The sequence below is a fragment of the Ramlibacter sp. MAHUQ-53 genome (genome assembly GCF_052600055.1).
The window spans coordinates 96,964-114,103 of record NZ_JBQWTS010000002.1; the positions used below are offsets into that span (position 1 = coordinate 96,964).

Sequence of the window (17,140 nt, forward strand, 5' to 3'; positions counted from 1 at the left end):
GGGACGAAAAGGCGCGAGGCTATTGCTTTGGTATTAATGCGCCAAGCCCAGCGTCAGCAGGCGATCAGCGTGGGCCTGCAGCGAGCGGCGCGCCACGGGCCAGAGGGCGGGCGCGACGTCGTCGTAGGCCAGGGGCAGCCAGTCGTCCAGGCTGCCGCCGGGTCGCGCGCGCATCGCGGCCAGCACCTTGGCCTCGCGCTGCAGGCGGTGGGCCTTGAGCCGGGCGATCGCCTCGGGCGCGCCCCCCAGCACGTGACCATGGGCCGGCAGGATGAAGCGGATGCCGTGCGTGCCGCACAACCCCGCGAGGCGGTCGAGCGAGTCGAGGTAGTGCGTCATGTCGCCATCGGGCGGGGCGACGACGGTGGTGCTGCCATTGAGGATGTGGTCGCCCGAGAACAGCAGGCCGTCCTCCTCGAGCACCAGGCAGACATGGTTGGCCGCGTGGCCCGGCGTGTGGACGGCGGACAGGGTGTGCGTGTGCCCGTCGCCGGCGAGCACGAGGCGCTCGCCGTCGGCCAGGACGCGGTCGGGCGCGAAGGCGCTGTAGGCGCGGGCGGTGGGCCGCGAGGGCAGGCCGAGCACCGGGGGCCGGCCCGCGCAGCGCGCCTGCAGCGGCCGGGCGGCGGGTGAGTGGTCGGGGTGCGAGTGGGTGCAGACGATGGCGCGCACGTCGCCGCCGGTGGCCTGCACGATGCGCTCCACGTGGGCCGCGTCGTCCGGTCCGGGGTCGATCACGATCCAGCCGCAGCCCGGCTCGCCCACGAGGTAGGTGTTGGTGCCGGGCCCGGTCATCACGCCGGGGTTGGCGGCGGTCAGCCGCTGCACGTGCCGCAGCAGGGGCACGGGCTGCGCGTGCTGCCAGTCCAGCGGGTGCAGGGGCTGGCCGTCGGGGCAGACGAGTTCGAGCTCGCCGAAGGCCGGCTCGTGCTCCATCAGGCGCACGCGGCGGCCGCCGCGCAGGCCGCTGCGCGGGCAGCTGGTCCACAGGGGCAGCTCGCCGGAGCAGGCGTCGAGCACGTCCTGCACGCTGCGCCAGCCTTGCAGGCGCTCCAGTGTGCGTACCGTGGGGAAGATCATGGCGAAACCGCCCTGCGCATGGCGGGCCAGGGCGTCGGCGGGGCGTACCCACACCGGCTCGAACTGCTCGCCCTCGTCGGCCACCGGCTCCTGGCCCGCGGGCATGCGGGCCACCAGGAAGGGGACATCGAACCGCTTGGGTTCGTCGCGGTCGGCGATCCAGCGCGCGAGCTTGAAGACCTCGTCGGCGGCCAGGGTCAGGCCGCGCGCGGCGCACTGGGCGAAGAAGTCGCCCTGCCGGTCGAGGGCGGCGATGTCGGCATCGGTGGCCATGCGGCCGGAGGCATCGCGCGCGAGCAGCACGCCCAGCTCCTCGAAGCTCTCGCGGATGGCGGCGATGCACTCGGTGAGCAGGTCGTCGGGCTGGGTGGGGCGGCGCGCGGCCAGCGCGTGGGCGCGGGCGTCGGCCGCATCGATGCCGCCGCCGGGAAAGACATAGGCGCCGGGCGCGAAGCTGGCCTGGTCGGAGCGGCGGGTCATGAGGACCTCGAGTCCGCGGGCGGTGTCGCGCAGGAGGAGGACCGTCGCAGCGAAGCGCGTGGCTACGGGTTCTCGCGGGGGGTGCAGCAGGTGCGTCGCTCGTACCATGCGCGCCATTACAACATGGAGACACGCAGTGAAATTCGCAGTGGCAAGCACGCGGCGGGCCCTCGCCGCCTTCGGCCTGGCCCTCGTCGCCGGCGCCGCCTTCGCGCAGGCCGGGGGCGCGGCGGGTGACTGGCCCCGCCGCCAGCCGATCAAGCTGGTGGCGGTGTTCCCCCCGGGCGGCTCGGTGGACCAGGTGGCGCGCGTGCTGGCGCCGGTGCTGCAGCAGCAGCTCGGGCAGAACGTGATCGTCGAGAACCGCGGCGGCGCCTCGGGCGCCATCGGCACCGCCGCCGTGGCGCAGGCCCCGGCCGACGGCTACACCCTGGCCGTGGTGTTCGACACCCACGCGGTGAACCCCAGCCTGATCCCCAACCTGCCCTTCGACACCCGCAAGGACCTGGTGCCCGTGGCCCTGGTGGGCACCTCGGCGATGGTGCTGGCGACACACACCAGCACCGAGTACAAGACCTTCACCGACGTGGTGGCCGCGGCCCGCGCGAAGAAGCCCCTGAACTACGGCACCATCGGCAACGGCAGCCTGGGCCACCTGGCGATGTCGCTGCTCGGGAAGAACGGCGGCATGGAGTTCACCCACGTGCCGTACCGCGGCGGCGGCCCGCTGATGCAGGACGCGGTGGCCGGCCATGTGCCGCTGGCGATCGGCTCGGTGTTCCTGGTCAAGCCGCACATCGACGCCGGCCGCGTGCGCCCGCTGGCGGTCACCACCCCGCGCCGCGCGCCCGACCTGCCCAACGTGCCCACCATCGCCGAGAGCGGCTTCGCCGGCTTCGAGGCGCCGGCCTGGTGGGCGGTGCTGGCCCCGGCGAAGACGCCGCCCGAGATCGTGCGCCGCCTCAACGAGGAATTGAACAAGGCCCTGAAGAACCCCGAGGTCGCGAAGAAGCTCGACGCCCAGGGCATCGACGTGGTCGGCGGCACGGTCGAATCCGCGCAGCGCTTCATCGACCAGCAGGTCGAGACCTGGGCGCGGGTGGTGCGCGAGAACGGCATCAAGGCGGACTGAGCGCCCTGGCGCCCGCCGGCCCGGCCCGCTCCGGCCGGGCGCCGGCCGTTCAGGCCTCGGGCGTCACGCCCAGGGCCACGAGGAAGCGCGCCACCATGTTGTAGGTGGCGATGGCGGCGGTCAGCTCGACCAGCTCGGTGGTGGAGAAGCGCTGCTTCATCTGCGCGAACAGCGCGTCGTCCACCTTGACCTGCTGGGTCATCTGGGCGGCGTAGCGCACGATCAGCGCGCCGTCGGCGTCCAGGCCGGGCGGCACGGCCCCCGCGGTGTCCTGGCAGAACCGGCCGAGCGCGTCGAGCTCGCCCTGGGTGCCGCCGGCGGCCAGGAAGTCCGGCGCATGGTGGTGGTACTCGTAGTGCGCGCCCGTGAGCAGGGCCACCGCGCAGATGCCCAGTTCGCGCAGCTTGCGGCTGGTGGGCAGGCCGGTGCGCACGTTCTTCAGGTAGGTGTTCCAGCCGCGGGCCACCGGCTCGCTCCAGAGGAGGGCCAGGTCGAGGTTGATGAACTGGCCGCCGCGGCGCTCCAGGATGGCGTCGACCAGGTCCTGGGGCTGGGGGTGGGCTTCGGGGGTCCAGGCGGGAATGCGCATGGGGCGGTGTCTCCTTGGGTGTCTGGTTTCTCGGGGGGCGGTCCGGCGCGAGCATAGCCTGCCGGATAATCCCGGCCATGCGAATCCGCTTCACCAAGATGCAGGGCGCCGGCAACGATTTCGTCGTGCTCGACGAGACCCGCGGCCCGCTGGGCCTGACCCCCGCGCAGTACCGGTGGCTGGCCGATCGACACTTCGGCATCGGCGCCGACCAGATCCTCTGCGTGCGCCCCTCGCCCGCCCCGGGCGTGGACTTCGCCTACGCGATCCACAACGCCGACGGCGGCGAGGTCGAGCACTGCGGCAACGGCGCGCGCTGCTTCGTGCGCTTCGTGCGCGAGCGCGGGCTGACCGACAAGTCGGTGGTCAAGGTACAGACCGTCAACAAGCTGATCGAGCTGCGCATGCTCGAAGACGGCCGCGTCACCGTGGACATGGGCGCGCCGGTCTTCGACCTGCCCGCCATCCCGTTCGACCCCGCCGGCCTGCAGCCGCAGCCCGCGGGGAACTGGCAGCAGTGGCCGGTCGCCGTCGACGGCGCGGCCTGGCCGGTGGCGGTGCTGTCCATGGGCAACCCGCACGCGGTGCTGCTGGTGGACGACGCCGAGGCCGCGCCGGTGACCACGCTGGGCCCGCGCATCGAGACGCACCCGGCGTTCCCGCGCAAGGTCAACGTCGGCTTCCTGCAGGTGCAGGACCGCGGCACGGTGCGCCTGCGCGTGTGGGAGCGCGGCTCCGGCGAGACGCTGGCCTGCGGCACCGGCGCCTGCGCCGCGGTGGTCGCGGGCATCCGCCTGGGCCGCCTGGACCGGCGCGTCGACGTGCACACGCACGGCGGCCTGCTGACGATCGAATGGGGCGGTGAAGGCCACCCGGTGCTCATGACCGGCCCGGCCACCACCGTCTTCGAGGGCGAGGTGGAGATTCCTGAATGAACAACGACCAGATGAACCCGATCACCGAGGACGACATCGCCAACTACCTGGCGAACACGCCCGACTTTTTCCTGCGCCACGCCGAGCTGCTGGCGAGCGTGCAATTGAACAGTCCCCACGGCAACCGCGCGGTGAGCCTGCAGGAGCGCCAGGCCGAGATGCTTCGCGAGAAGATCAAGGTGCTGGAGATGCGCGTCATGGAGATGATGCGCAACGGCAATGACAACATGGTCATCGCCGACCGCCTGCACCGCTGGGCCCGCCAGCTGCTGCTGGTGCGCGATGGCAAGGCCCTGCCCGCCGCCATGGCCGCCGAGATCCGCAGCCAGTTCATGGTGCCGCAGGTGGCGCTGAAGGTGTGGGGCGTGACCGGTCCCTACCTGGACGAGCCCTTCGCCCTGGGCGTGAGCGAGGATGCGCGAAGCTTCGCCTCCTCGCTGACCCAGCCCTATTGCGGCGTGAATTCCGGCTTCGAAGCCGTGGGCTGGCTGGAGGACCCGGCCACCGCGATGTCGGTGGCCATGATCCCGCTGCGCGAGGGGCCGATCACCGGGACCACGCCGGCCTTCGGCATGCTGGTGCTGGCCTCGCCCGACCCGCAGCGCTTCTCCAGCGGCATGGGCACCGACTTCCTCGAGCGCATGGCCGAACTGGCCAGCGCCGCCCTCTCGCGCCTGCGCACGGCGTAACGGGCACCGCCATGCAGGCCGAGGACGCGGCACGGGTCGAGCAGTACCTCGAACACGTGCGCGTCGAAAGGCGCCTGGCGCAGCGCACCGTCGAACTCTATGCGCTGGACCTGCACAAGCTGCAGGCCTTCGCCCGTGACGCCGGCGTGGACCTGCTGCGGGTCCAGGTGGCCCACATCCGGCGCTGGGTGGCCCAGATGCACGGCGCCGGCCGCAGCGGCCGCGGCATCGCCCTGATCCTTTCCGGCTGGCGCGGTTTCTATGCCTGGCTCGGCAAGCGCGGCGAGGTGCCGACCAACCCGGTGACCGGCGTGCGCGCGCCCAGGTCGCCGCGCCCGCTGCCCAAGGCGCTGAGCGTCGACGACGCGGTGCAGCTCGCCGCCTACGACGACGACGGCGCCGATGCCTGGACCGAGGCGCGCGACGCCGCCATCGTCGAACTCATGTACGGCTGCGGCCTGCGCGTGGGCGAGCTGGTGGGGCTGGACGCCGCCGCCAGCGCGCAGGCGCTGGGCTGGGTGGACCGCGAGGCCGGCGAGGCCCAGGTGCTGGGCAAGGGCTCGAAGAAGCGGCTGGTGCCGGTGGGCGCCAAGGCGCTGGAGGCGCTGGACGCCTGGCTGGCGGTGCGCGCCGGGCGCTGCCCGCCGGGCGAGGCGGCGCTGTTCCTCGGCGCGCGGGGCGGGCGCATCACGCCGCACGCGGTCTGGAAGATGCTGCGCGAACGCAGCCTGCGCGCCGGCCTGGCCACGCCGGTGCACCCGCACATGCTGCGCCACTCCTTCGCCAGCCACGTGCTGCAGTCCAGCGGCGACCTGCGCGCGGTCCAGGAGCTGCTGGGGCACGCAAGCATCTCCACCACGCAGGTCTACACCCGGCTCGACTTCCAGCACCTGGCCCAGGCCTACGACGCGGCGCACCCGCGGGCGCGGCGCAAGGGGTAGTTCACCAAGGCGCCGCGGCCTCGGCGACGCAGTCCGCGAAGCCGGCCAGGCGCAGGCGGTCCGCCGGCGGCAGGAAGTCGAGGGCCTGCGCCAGGGCCCGCGCCTGCCGCGCGCATGTCCCGGCCGGCCCCAGCGCCTCCCCGAAGTCGGCCAGCCGCCGCACCTGCCCGGGGGTGGCGCCCGCGGCGATGGCGCCGATTTCCAGCGCAAGGCGGCCGCCCGGGGCGGCTGGCCGTTGCGTGCCGGGGGGGCCGGCCATGCCGTTGGCCCAGTGCGCCCAGGCGAGGGCGTCGACCAGCCGGGCGGCGGTGGCGTCATCCAGCCCCGGCACGGGGTGGGCGAGCAGCTCGAAGCCGGCGTTGAGCCACGTGGCGGCGGCGTCCGCCACGTGCGCGTCGATGGGCCGACCCCCCGCGGTGCCACGACCCCAGGGGGCCTCGCCGTCCAGCGCGAGTGACGCGGCGTGGAGGATCGCAGGCAGCGCCACGGCTACCGGGGCCTCGCGCGGATCGCGGCCGAAGGCCTGCATCAACAGGCACACCAGCAGCGGGCGGAGCAGGGCGCCCCCGAGGGCGGGGGCGCTGCGGCATGGCGCCGCCCAGGCCGCCTGGAGCGCCTCGTGGGCTGCCGCGGGCAGGCAGCTGCCGGCCGCGCGATCGATGAAGCCGGGGTTGGACAGCGTATCGAGCAGGTCGAGCACGGCGTCGCGGCACCACGCCGACCACTGCCGGCGGAAGCCGTCGAAGGCGAGGGCGGCGCCGGCCGGGGCCTGCCCGGGGCGGGGGCGGGCGGCGGTCAAGCTGCGGCCTGCGGGGAGGGGGCGGCTTCGGTGCCGGCTTCGAAGTGCGCCGCGAAGCGCTCCAGGGCCAGCGCGCCGGCGGGTGCGAGCCGTGCCGCGCGCCGGACGGCCTGGTCGCCGCGTGCTCGGGCTTCGGCCCGCAGGGCGGCGCGGTCGGCCGGGCCCGGGTGGCGCAGCCCCGGTTCGCATGAGGCGAAGCGGCCGGCCCCGAGCCGCCGCGTGTCGCCGCGCGCCAGGGCACCCAGGCGCAGCGCCGTGCCCAGGGCGTGGCCTGCGTGCGTCCACCCCGCGCGCCCGGCGCGGTCGACGCCCGCGCACAGCGCGGCGGCGTGGCAGGCCAGCCCGAAGCCCCGGGTCCCCGCGCACAGGCCCAGGTGCCGCGCCAGGGCGGCGGCCGACGTGTCGGCCGGCGGGTGGCCCTGCGCCCACAGGTCCAGCGTGCGGCCGAGGCCCTGCACGAAGAGGCTGCGCGAGAACGCCGCCACCAGCGCGCGCCGCGCCTCCCCCGCAAGGCTCGGGCAGGCGCGCGCGGCGAGGACCGGCGTGAGCTGGCCCAGGTGGCGGGCGAGGGCTGCTGGGTCGGGGTGATCGGCGTGGCCGGGCGTCGCCGCGCGCGGGGCGCCGGCGGCGGGGGCTGGCGCATCGCTGGCGGCATCCAGCAGGAGTGCGGCCAGGTGGTGCAGCTCCACGAGGGCCAGCACGTCGGCATGGCGGGTGGGGTCGGCGCCGAGCGCCTCCATCAGCTGGGCCGCCAGCGCCGGGCGCAGGCGGGCGTCATGCCGCGCGGCCCACTGCGCGAGGGGGACCAGGAGGCCGCGCGCCAGCGTTTCCCGGTGCAGGCCGGGGTGGCGCAGGTCGGTGAGCGAGGCCAGCCAGGCGCCGCCAGGTACCGGCGGCAGGTGCTGCGCCAGCGAGCGTTCGGCCAGCCGGCGCGCGGCGTCCAGGGTCAGGCCCATGCTGCGCGGGCGGCACCGCCGGCGGGTGCGTCATCGATCCATGCGGTCAGGTCGTTCAAGGTCTCCTCCCCGCGCACCTGGCGCATGGGCCGGAGAGGGAGGTTACGGCCCGGGCAGCCTGTCCCGGCCGCCGGACGTCCTAGCCGACGGCGGCGCCCGTCGGCTCTCAGCGTCCCGGGTCGCGCACGCGTTCGAAGCGGTCGAACTCCACGTTCACCAGCTGTCCGCCCACCTTCTCGACCCGGCGGATGTAGACGGTCTGCACCACGTCGCGGGTCGCGGCGTCGATCTCCACCGGGCCGCGCGGGCTCTCGAGGACCAGGCCCCGCAGCGCCGCGACCAGCCGTTCGCCCGAGGTGTCGCCACGGGTCTTCGCCATCGCCGCGGCGAGCGCGCTCATGCCGTCATAGGCGGTGACGGCGAAGTAATTCGGCCGCAGGCCGGCGCCGGCCTCGGCCTCGAAGTTGCGGACGAACTGCCGGTTGCGCGCGGCCGGGTGGGCGTAGGAGTAGTGGTGGCTGGTCACCAGGCCCAGGGCGATGTCGCCGGTGGCCTGCAGGAAGGAATCGTCGGTGGCCTCGCCGGTGGCGAACAGGCGGATGCCCGCGGCGTCCATGCCGCGTTCCTTCCAGGCCTTGAGGAAGGCGGGCGGCATCACGCCCGAAGGGAGGAAGAAGAACACCGCCTGCGGCTTCGCGTCGCGAATGCGCTGGAGGAACGGCGCGAAGTCCAGCGTGGACATCGGGGTGCGCAGGCCCCCTGTGACCTGGCCGCCGGCCGCCTCGAAGGCCTTGCGGAAGGCGGCCTCGGCATCGTGGCCCGGCGCGTAGTCGGCGACCACGGTCCACGCGCGGCGCAGGCCCTGGCGCGCCATCCAGGTGCCCATCGGCGCCGAGACCTGGCCCACGGTGAACGACAGGCGCGCGAGGTAGGGCGAGGCCGCCGGGATGCCCGACGAGGCGGCGTTGAGCACCAGGCCCGCCACCTTCGCCTGCGTGAGCACCGGCGCGACGGCGTAGGCGTTGGGGCTGAAGTCCAGGCCGGCGATCAGGTCCACCTTCTCCCGCACCACCAGCTCCTGCGCGGCGCGGCGCGCCACCTCGGGGGCGGCGCCGGGGGTGTCGCGGCGCACGATCTCCACCGGGCGGCCGGCCAGGCGGCCGCCGTTCTCGCGCAGCCAGGTGGCGATGCCGGCGTCGAACTGGCGGCCGTAGTCGGCGTAGGGGCCGGAGTAGCTGGCCATCAGGCCGATGCGCACCGGCGCAGGCTCCTGGGCCGGCGCCGCCAGGGGCGCCAGCGTGGCGGCGAGCAGGGCGCGGCGTGACAGGTGCGTGGGCATGGTCATGTGGTTCTCCCCCGTGGATCGAGGCCGCGATTGTGGCGTCCAGCGGCGACAATCGGGGCATGAAAGTCATTCGCCTGAAAGAGGGCAAGGAGCGCTCGCTGCAGCGCCGCCATCCGTGGATCTTCGATTCGGCCATCGCCAAGGGCGGCGGCGACGCCGGCGAGACGGTCCGCGTCGAGTCCCACGACGGCCAGTTCCTGGCCTGGGCCGCGTTCAGCCCGGCCTCGAAGATCCGCGCGCGGGCCTGGAGCTTCCGCGCCGAGCAGCGCATCGACGCCGCCTTCTTCGCCGACACGATCCGCCGCGCCGTCGCGGCGCGTGCGCGTTTCCCGATCGCCAGCGACAGCCTGCGCCTGGTGCACGGCGAGTCCGACGGCCTGCCCGGGCTGATCGTGGACCGCTACGGCGACACCCTGGTGGCGCAGTTCCTGTCCGCCGGTGCCGAGCGCTGGAAGGCGGTGATCGCCGACGCCCTGCTGGCCGAGACCGGCCTGGCCCGCCTGTACGAGCGCTCCGACGCCAGTGCCCGCCAGCTCGAGGGCCTGCAGCCCGCCACCGGCTGGCTGCGCGGCGAGGGCGGGACCGCGCTGACCATCACCGAGCACGACTGGCGACTGACGCTCGACGTGGCCACCGGCCACAAGACCGGCTTCTACCTGGACCAGCGTGACAGCCGCCACAAGTTCAGCCAGTACACCCGCCGCCTGGGCTTCCAGCGCGTGCTCAATTGCTACTGCTACACCGGCGGCTTCAGCGTGGCGGCCCTGGCCGGCGGCGCGGGCCACGTGACCTCGATCGACTCCTCCGGCCCGGCGCTGGAGCGCGCCCGCGCCCACGTGGCCCTCAACGGCTTCGACCCGGCCCGTGCCGAGTTCATGGACGCCGACGTCAACGCCTCGCTGCGCCGGTTCATCCAGGAGGGGCGCACCTTCGACGCCATCATCCTGGACCCGCCCAAGCTGGCGCCCACCGCGGCCCACGCCGAACGCGCGGCGCGCGCCTACAAGGACATCAACCGGCTGGCCTTCAAGCTGCTGGAGCCGGGCGGCGTGCTGTTCACGTATTCCTGCTCGGGCGGCATCAGCGCCGACCTGTTCCACAAGATCGTGGCCTCGGCCGCGATCGACGCCGGCGTGGACGGCTACATCACCGAGCGCCTGGGCGGCGCGCCAGACCATCCCATGACCCTGGTCTTCCCCGAGGGCGAGTACCTCAAGGGGCTGGTGGTCCAGGCCAAATCCTGAGCCCGCGGCCGTCACCCGACCCCGGCATTGCCCGCTACACTCCCGCACCTTCGAAAAGCGAACCCGACCATGAGCCTGATCCCCGCCACCATCCTCACCGGCTTCCTCGGCTCCGGCAAGACCACCCTCCTCAAGCGCGTGCTCACCGAGGCGCACGGCCAGAAGATCGCCGTGATCGAGAACGAGTTCGGCGCCGAGAACATCGACAGCGACATCCTGGTGTCCGACACCGAGGAGCAGATCGTGCAAATGAGCAACGGCTGCATCTGCTGCACCATCCGCGAGGACCTGCGCAAGACGCTGCAGCTGCTGGCTGCCAAGAAGCGCAAGGGCCTGCTGGACTTCGACCGCGTGGTGATCGAAACCACCGGCCTGGCCGATCCCGGCCCGGTGGCCCAGACCTTCTTCATGGACGACGAGATCGCCGAGTCCTTCCTGCTGGACTCGGTGCTCACGCTGGTCGACGCCAAGCACGCCGCGCAGCAGCTCAATGACCGCCAGGAGGCGCGCCGCCAGGTGGGCTTCGCCGACCAGATCTTCATCAGCAAGACCGACCTGGTCGCCGCCGACGAGGTGGAGGCGCTGATGCACCGCCTCAAGCACATGAACCCGCGCGCGCCGCAGCAGAAGGTGCATTTCGGCGAGGTGCCGCTGTCGCAGGTGTTCGACCTGCGCGGCTTCAACCTGAATTCCAAGCTGGAGATCGACCCGGACTTCCTGAAGGAGGACGACCACGATCACCACGACCATGACCACGAGCACGGCGAGCACTGCGACCACCCCTCGCACGCCCACGGCGGCCATGGCCACCACCATCACCACGACGACGACGTCAAGAGCTTCGTCTTCAAGTCCGACCGCCCCTTCGACCCGGCCAAGCTGGAAGACTTCCTGGGGGCCATCGTCAACATCTACGGCCCGCGCATGCTGCGCTACAAGGGCGTCCTGAACATGAAAGGAACCGAGCGAAAAGTGATCTTCCAGGGTGTGCACCAGCTGATGGGGAGCGACCTCGGGCCGAAATGGGCCGAGGGCGAGACCCGAACCAGCAAGATGGTGTTCATCGGGATCGACCTGCCCCGGGACATCCTCCTGCAGGGCCTGGAGCAGTGCCTGGACTGACCGGCTGGCTTGAAATAAGGACGCTGCCTAAATTGAGGTAGGCTTGCGCGGTTTCACCGATGGCGGAGGGTTCGATGCTTGTCTCGCTACTGCAAATGATGGGGTTTCCCGCCGGGCAGGAGCGTGGACGGGCCGGTGAGCCCGGCAATCAGGGTATAACTCCGCTTGATCGGACTTTGAAGCCGACGCAAAAGAAACGGCTGGAGGGCGGCACAGGGCAGCCTTCCGGGGCCGAAGCCGCGAGGAGGCAGGAAGTGAAGCCGCAACCCAAGGCCGCCGCAAAGGCGCAGAAACCGGCCCCCAAGGCCAAGACCGTGAAGCCGGCGGCCAAGTCGCCGGCCACGAAGACGAAGGCCACCCAGCCGGCTGCGAAGCCGGCGGCCAGGTCGTCTTCCACGACATCTGCCGCCAAGCCCGCAGCCAAGGCCGCCGCCGCTGCCAAGCCTGTCGCCAAGGCCGTCGCAAAGCCCGTTGCCAAGCCGGCTGCAAAGGCCGCCGCCAAGCCTGTGGCGAAGGCCGCCGCCAAGCCGGTCGCCAAGGCCGCCGGCAAGCCCGCCGCCAAGTCTCCAGCCAAGTCCCCCGCCAAGGCGCCGGCCAAGGCGCCGGCCAAGCCGGCCGCCAAGGCCAGCGCCAAGCCTGCGGCCAAGCCCGCCGCCAAGGCACCCGCCAGGAAAGCCGCCGCGAAGCCCGCGCCGAAGGCGGCCCCTCCTGCCAAGCCCGCCGCCAAGGCGGCCACCGCCGCTGCCCCGGCCCAGCCCGTGGCAGCCAAGGTCCCGGCCAAGAAGACAACCACCGCCAAGAAAGCCACCGCCCCCAGCGCCCCCGTGGCGTCCGCCGCCCCGGCGCAAGCTCCCGTTGCTGTCCCGGCAGTCGCCGTGGCCAGACCCCCTGCCACCCCCGTAGCCGCCCCTGCCATGCCGCCGCGTGCCACCCGGCCCTCGGCCCGCCTGGCCCAGATCACGGTACCGTCGATGGCCCAGGCCGTCGCCTCCACCGCGCCCAAGGCGAGCTACATCCAGACCCCCAGTTCTCCCGTGCTGACACCTCCTCCCTTCGTCGCGGTCAAGAAAGACCCCAAGCTCGCCAACAACTGGAAGACCAAGACGGCCGACCAGCTGCTGGACGCCGAAGTCCTGGCCATGCCGGACTCGGAATACATGAACGACAAGCAATTGGCGTTCTTCCGCCTGAAGCTCGCACAGCTCAAGCAGGACATCCTCAACAGCGCCGGCGAGACCACCGAGCACCTGCGCGAGGACACCGTCATCGTCCCCGATCCGGCCGACCGCGCCACGATCGAGGAAGAGCACGCCCTCGAGCTGCGCACGCGAGACCGCGAGCGCAAGCTGCTCAAGAAGATCGAGCAGTCCATCGCCCGCATCGACGCCGGCGACTACGGCTACTGCGACGAGACCGGCGAGCCGATCGGCGTGGGCCGGCTGCTCGCGCGGCCCACCGCCACGCTTTCGCTCGAGGCGCAGCAGCGCCGCGAGCTGAAGCAGAAGATGTTCGGCGACTGAGGACGGCCCCGGCCGCACCCGGAGACGCGACATGCCAACGCCCAAGGGCGACCACGACGGCCTGTTGTCCAGGGTGGTGAAGTTCGTGCGCAGCTCGACTTCGAGCGCGGGCGAGGCCGACGTGTCCGAGGGCGGCCCGGACAGCGGCTACTCGCGCCAGATGCTCAAGGAAATGATCGAGCGCAAGCGGCGCAACGACTTCGTGCGCAAGCGCGAGTTCGACATGCTGCGCAAGCTGCGGCGTGCCGAACCCGCGCCGCCGCCCGGCGCCACCGCGCGGCCCTCGTTCTTCCAGAGCTCCATGCCCTCGCGGCCCGACGACCGGGCCAGTACCCTCAAGAAGATCGACGAGATCGAGGCCCAGATGTCGCAGCAGTGGTGGAAGACCCGCGGCGGCACCGAGGTCACGCGCCATGGCGGCTTCGACCCGACCGGCACGATGACCCTGGGCGGCTTCGACAGCCCCACGCTGCCGCCCTCCCAGGCCGACGTGGGCGCCGCCATGTCGGCGCTCGCCAGGACCCTGCCCGCCGCGCTGCCGGCGATGGAGCTCGTGCCGCCCACGCTGTCTCCGGGCGACTCGCTCCTCGACGACTCGCCCTCCACCAGCTTCTCCGCCTCCAAGCAGTCCGCGGTCGACGTGGCCGAGTTCGCCCACGACCCGGCCATCGAGGAGGCCGCGATCCGCTTCGCCAACGGTGACGACGCCGGCGCCGAGGCGGCGCTGCGCCTGCTGCTCGCCCCCGGCGCGGCGCGCGAGCAGCACGAGGAGACCTGGCTGGTGCTGTTCGACCTGTACCGGGCCATCGGCGAGAAGGCGCGCTTCGAGGAGGCGGCGATCGCCTTCGCCACCCGCTTCGGCCGCAGCGCCCCGCAGTGGCAGTCGCTGGACGCGGCGACGCCCGCCGGCGAGGCGGGCGAGGCCGTTGCGACGGCCGGCGAGGCCTTCCTGTGGACCTGCCCCGCGAGCCTCGGCCCGTCGCAGGTGTCGGCCCTCGCGGCGCTGGCCGCCCGCTCGCCCGCACCGTGGCGCCTGGACTGGTCGCGGCTGTCCGCGATCGAGCCCGGCGCGGCCATGCCGCTGCAGCAGCTGTTCGCGCAGTGGGCCTCGCAGCCGGTGCGCCTGGTGTTCGGCGGCGCCGAGGCGCTGGCCCGCCAGCTCGCCGGCGCCACGCCCTCGGGCGATGCCGGCCAGGACCCGGCCTGGTGGAGGCTGCGCATGGACGGCCTGCGCCTCATGGGCCGGGCCGACGAGTTCGAGCTCGCGGCCCTGGACTACTGCGTGACCTACGAGGTCTCGCCGCCCGCCTGGGAGCGGCCTCGCGCGCAGGTCGAGTCGCTGGGGCCGGGCGGCGGCCCGGCCTTCTCCAGCACCGTGACCGAAGCCTGGCGGGACTCCACTCCCCGCAGCATGGCGGCGGCCAGCGGCTTCGGCGCGCCCCACGGCGAGCTGGCCGGTGCGGTGCAGGGCGACGCGGCGGGCGCGCTCGCCGCGCTCGACGACCCCCGGGCCGGCCCGGGGCCGCTGGTGGTCTGCTGCGCACGGCTGGCGCGCGTCGACTTCGCGGCAGCGGGTACGCTCCTGAACTGGGCGATCGCCCGTGGCGCCGAGGGCCGGCCGGTCCACTTCACCGAAGTGCACCGGCTGGTGGCGGCGCTGTTCAACGTCATCGGCCTCGGTGCCCAGGCGCGCGTCTCGCTGCGCCGCGACTGAGGCCTTCCACCTTTTTTCTTGCATCGGGGCCGACCGGCCCCACCTCACACCGATGGAACAATTTCATGGCACGACCATCGTCAGCGTGCGCCGCCGCAATGCGGACGGCACCTGGCAGGTGGCAATCGGCGGCGATGGCCAGGTGACCCTGGGCAACGTCGTCGTCAAGGGCTCCGCGCGCAAGGTGCGCAAGCTGTATCGCGACCAGGTGCTGGCCGGCTTCGCCGGGGCCACCGCCGACGCCTTCACGCTCTTCGAGCGCTTCGAGGGCAAGCTGGAGAAGCACCAGGGCCACCTGGTGCGCGCAGCCATCGAGCTCACCAAGGACTGGCGCACCGACCGCGTGCTGCGCCGCCTGGAGGCCATGCTGGCCGTGGCCGACAAGGACGCCTCCCTCATCATCACCGGCAACGGCGACGTGCTCGAGCCGGAGCACGGGATCATCGCCATCGGCTCGGGCGGCGCCTACGCGCAGTCCGCCGCCAAGGCCCTCCTGGACAACACCGAGCTGGGCGCCCGCGACATCGTGAAGAAGTCGCTCGAGATCGCCGGCGAGCTGTGCATCTACACCAACATGAACCACACCCTCGAGACGCTGGGGTAACCACGCCATGTCCGCCATGACCCCCCAGGAAATCGTGTCCGAGCTGGACCGCCACATCGTCGGCCAGCACGAGGCCAAGCGCGCCGTCGCCATCGCCCTTCGCAACCGCTGGCGCCGCCAGCAGGTCGACGAGAAGCTGCGGCCCGAGATCACCCCCAAGAACATCCTCATGATCGGCCCCACCGGCGTGGGCAAGACCGAGATCGCGCGCCGCCTCGCGAAGCTGGCCGATGCGCCCTTCATCAAGGTCGAGGCCACCAAGTTCACCGAGGTGGGCTACGTGGGCAAGGATGTCGACTCCATCATCCGCGACCTCGCCGAGATGGCCGTCAAGCAGACCCGCGTGGCCGAGATGCGCAAGGTGCGCACCCGTGCCGAGGACCATGCCGAGGAGCGCGTGCTCGACGCGCTGCTGCCCGGCTCCGGCACCGACACCGCCAACCCCACCCGCCAGGCCTTCCGCAAGAAGCTGCGCGAGGGCCAGCTCGACGACAAGGAGATCGAGATCGACCTGTCCGAGCCGCGCCCGCAGCTGGAGGTGATGGGCCCCGCCGGCATGGAGGACATGGCCGAGCAGCTGCGCGGCATGTTCAGCCAGTTCGGCAACGGCAAGCGCAAGACGCGCAAGCTGCGCATCGCCGAGGCCCTGCGCCTGCTGGTCGACGAGGAGGCCGCCAAGCTGGTCAACGAGGACGAGATCAAGACCCAGGCGATCCAGAACGCCGAGCAGAACGGCATCGTCTTCATCGACGAGATCGACAAGGTCTGCTCGCGCGCCGAGGGCAGCAGCGCCGAGGTCTCGCGCCAGGGCGTGCAGCGCGACCTGCTGCCGCTGGTGGAGGGCACCACCGTGTCCACCAAGTACGGGCCGATCAAGACCGACCACATCCTGTTCATCGCCAGCGGCGCCTTCCACCTGGCCAAGCCCAGCGACCTGATCCCCGAGCTGCAGGGCCGCCTGCCGATCCGGGTGGAGCTGCAGTCGCTGTCGGTGCAGGACTTCGAGGCCATCCTCACGCAGACCCATGCCTCGCTGGTCAAGCAGTACGAGGCGCTGCTGGCCACCGAGGGCGTGACCCTGTCCTTCACGCCCGACGCCATCACCCGCCTGGCGGCCATCGCCTACGAGGTCAACGAGCGCACCGAGAACATCGGCGCGCGGCGCCTGTCCACGGTGATGGAGCGGCTGCTGGAGGAGGTGAGTTTCGACGCCACCCGCCTGGGCGGGCAGACCGTCGCCATCGACGGCGCCTACGTCGATGCACGGCTGAAGGACCTCAGCCGAGACGAGGATCTCTCCCGCTACATCCTTTGAGCTAGGAGGGGGCTTCAGAGATCACTTTCAGAGGCTCCGCTAAGTGCTTAATTTAGAACGGTTTTTGGCGCAGATCAGCTCTCAGAAACCGCTCTAAGTCATTGATTTCATTGCGAATTTTTCGTGAGTGCGCACTTGCGTGGCTGAGTTTTCCTGCTACAGTGGGATTAAGTGCAGTTTCGTGGGAAAAAGTGTCCTTTTCCCCCCGGAACGCAGGCTTCCCCAGCAGGAAAAAACGCGGTGTTCCAAGGCGCCTCCAGTCTCAGTCTCGATGCCAAGGGTCGGCTTTCCGTGCCGACCCGGCACCGTGACGTGCTGAGCGCGAACGCCGGCAACCAGCTCACCATCACCAAGCACCCGCACGGCTGCCTGATGATCTTCCCGCGCCCCGAGTGGGAGAAGTTCCGCGAGCGCATCGCGCAGCTGCCCATGTCGGCGCAGTGGTGGAAGCGGATCTTCCTGGGCAACGCGATGGACGTCGAAGTCGACGGCAGCGGCCGCGTGCTGGTCTCGCCCGAGCTGCGCGCCGCCGCCGGCATCGAGCGGGAAACCATGCTCCTGGGCATGGGCAACCATTTCGAGCTGTGGGACAAGGCGACCTACGATGCGAAGGAAGCCGAAGCGATGGCGGGCGACATGCCCGACGTCTTCAAGGATTTCTCTTTCTGACGGCGG

At 72.1% G+C, this 17,140-nt stretch carries 16 protein-coding genes; 11 read left to right on the forward strand and 5 right to left on the reverse strand.

The window, feature by feature from the left end:
- Positions 1-33 precede the first annotated feature (33 nt).
- Positions 34-1,668: an MBL fold metallo-hydrolase gene (locus ACT80S_RS03825; RefSeq protein ID WP_377412811.1), complete on the reverse strand. Its 1,635-nt coding sequence runs from the start codon at positions 1,666-1,668 to the stop codon at positions 34-36.
- Between the two features lie 28 nt (positions 1,669-1,696).
- Here ACT80S_RS03825 and ACT80S_RS03830 point away from each other — a divergent pair, with 28 nt between their 5' ends.
- Entirely contained in the window at positions 1,697-2,692 is a 996-nt protein-coding gene (locus ACT80S_RS03830; protein WP_377412813.1) for a tripartite tricarboxylate transporter substrate binding protein, read from the forward strand.
- Between the two features lie 49 nt (positions 2,693-2,741).
- On the opposite strand, the gene ACT80S_RS03835 is transcribed toward ACT80S_RS03830, so the two are convergent.
- Complete coding sequence (locus ACT80S_RS03835; RefSeq protein ID WP_377412815.1) at positions 2,742-3,281, reverse strand: carboxymuconolactone decarboxylase family protein; 540 nt, start codon at positions 3,279-3,281, stop codon at positions 2,742-2,744.
- Positions 3,282-3,358: 77 nt separating this feature from the next.
- Here ACT80S_RS03835 and dapF point away from each other — a divergent pair, with 77 nt between their 5' ends.
- From dapF to ACT80S_RS03850, 3 genes are read left to right on the forward strand one after another with little or no spacing between them, the layout of a single operon-like run.
- Positions 3,359-4,216, forward strand: a complete 858-nt coding sequence (dapF, locus tag ACT80S_RS03840; RefSeq protein WP_377412817.1) for a diaminopimelate epimerase — start codon at positions 3,359-3,361, stop codon at positions 4,214-4,216.
- A complete protein-coding gene (locus tag ACT80S_RS03845) occupies positions 4,213-4,905 on the forward strand; it encodes a DUF484 family protein (RefSeq protein WP_377412819.1) in 693 nt (230 codons plus the stop codon). Before dapF ends, ACT80S_RS03845 begins: the two co-directional genes overlap by 4 nt.
- Before the next feature lie 11 nt (positions 4,906-4,916).
- The gene (locus ACT80S_RS03850; RefSeq protein WP_377412821.1) at positions 4,917-5,846 is read left to right on the forward strand and encodes a tyrosine recombinase XerC; all 930 of its coding nucleotides are present in this window, start codon (positions 4,917-4,919) and stop codon (positions 5,844-5,846) included.
- 1 nt (position 5,847) lies between these two features.
- Here ACT80S_RS03850 and ACT80S_RS03855 read toward each other — a convergent pair whose 3' ends face one another.
- The 3 genes from ACT80S_RS03855 to ACT80S_RS03865 form a co-directional block, all read right to left on the reverse strand.
- Entirely contained in the window at positions 5,848-6,645 is a 798-nt protein-coding gene (locus ACT80S_RS03855; protein ID WP_377412823.1) for a hypothetical protein, read from the reverse strand.
- Positions 6,642-7,601: a hypothetical protein gene (locus tag ACT80S_RS03860; RefSeq protein ID WP_377412825.1), complete on the reverse strand. Its 960-nt coding sequence runs from the start codon at positions 7,599-7,601 to the stop codon at positions 6,642-6,644. Before ACT80S_RS03860 ends, ACT80S_RS03855 begins: the two co-directional genes overlap by 4 nt.
- A gap of 166 nt (positions 7,602-7,767) precedes the next feature.
- Positions 7,768-8,946 (reverse strand): ABC transporter substrate-binding protein, encoded by a 1,179-nt coding sequence (locus ACT80S_RS03865; RefSeq protein ID WP_377412827.1) that lies wholly within the window; start codon positions 8,944-8,946, stop codon positions 7,768-7,770.
- Positions 8,947-9,005: 59 nt separating this feature from the next.
- On the opposite strand from ACT80S_RS03865, the gene ACT80S_RS03870 reads away from it, so the two are divergent.
- From ACT80S_RS03870 to mraZ, 7 genes are all read left to right on the forward strand, one after another.
- Positions 9,006-10,190, forward strand: a complete 1,185-nt coding sequence (locus ACT80S_RS03870; RefSeq protein WP_377412830.1) for a class I SAM-dependent rRNA methyltransferase — start codon at positions 9,006-9,008, stop codon at positions 10,188-10,190.
- A gap of 69 nt (positions 10,191-10,259) precedes the next feature.
- Positions 10,260-11,312, forward strand: coding sequence for a CobW family GTP-binding protein (locus tag ACT80S_RS03875; protein ID WP_377412833.1), 1,053 nt, complete (start codon positions 10,260-10,262; stop codon positions 11,310-11,312).
- Between the two features lie 758 nt (positions 11,313-12,070).
- On the forward strand, positions 12,071-12,832 hold the full coding sequence (dksA, locus tag ACT80S_RS03880) for an RNA polymerase-binding protein DksA (RefSeq protein ID WP_377413875.1): 762 nt from the start codon (positions 12,071-12,073) through the stop codon (positions 12,830-12,832).
- Between the two features lie 31 nt (positions 12,833-12,863).
- On the forward strand, positions 12,864-14,546 hold the full coding sequence (locus ACT80S_RS03885; protein WP_377412836.1) for an STAS domain-containing protein: 1,683 nt from the start codon (positions 12,864-12,866) through the stop codon (positions 14,544-14,546).
- A gap of 52 nt (positions 14,547-14,598) precedes the next feature.
- Positions 14,599-15,150: an ATP-dependent protease subunit HslV gene (gene hslV, locus ACT80S_RS03890; protein ID WP_377412839.1), complete on the forward strand. Its 552-nt coding sequence runs from the start codon at positions 14,599-14,601 to the stop codon at positions 15,148-15,150.
- A gap of 7 nt (positions 15,151-15,157) precedes the next feature.
- Positions 15,158-16,465 (forward strand): ATP-dependent protease ATPase subunit HslU, encoded by a 1,308-nt coding sequence (gene hslU, locus ACT80S_RS03895; protein ID WP_377412842.1) that lies wholly within the window; start codon positions 15,158-15,160, stop codon positions 16,463-16,465.
- A gap of 240 nt (positions 16,466-16,705) precedes the next feature.
- Positions 16,706-17,134, forward strand: a complete 429-nt coding sequence (mraZ, locus tag ACT80S_RS03900; RefSeq protein ID WP_377412845.1) for a division/cell wall cluster transcriptional repressor MraZ — start codon at positions 16,706-16,708, stop codon at positions 17,132-17,134.
- Positions 17,135-17,140 lie beyond the last annotated feature (6 nt).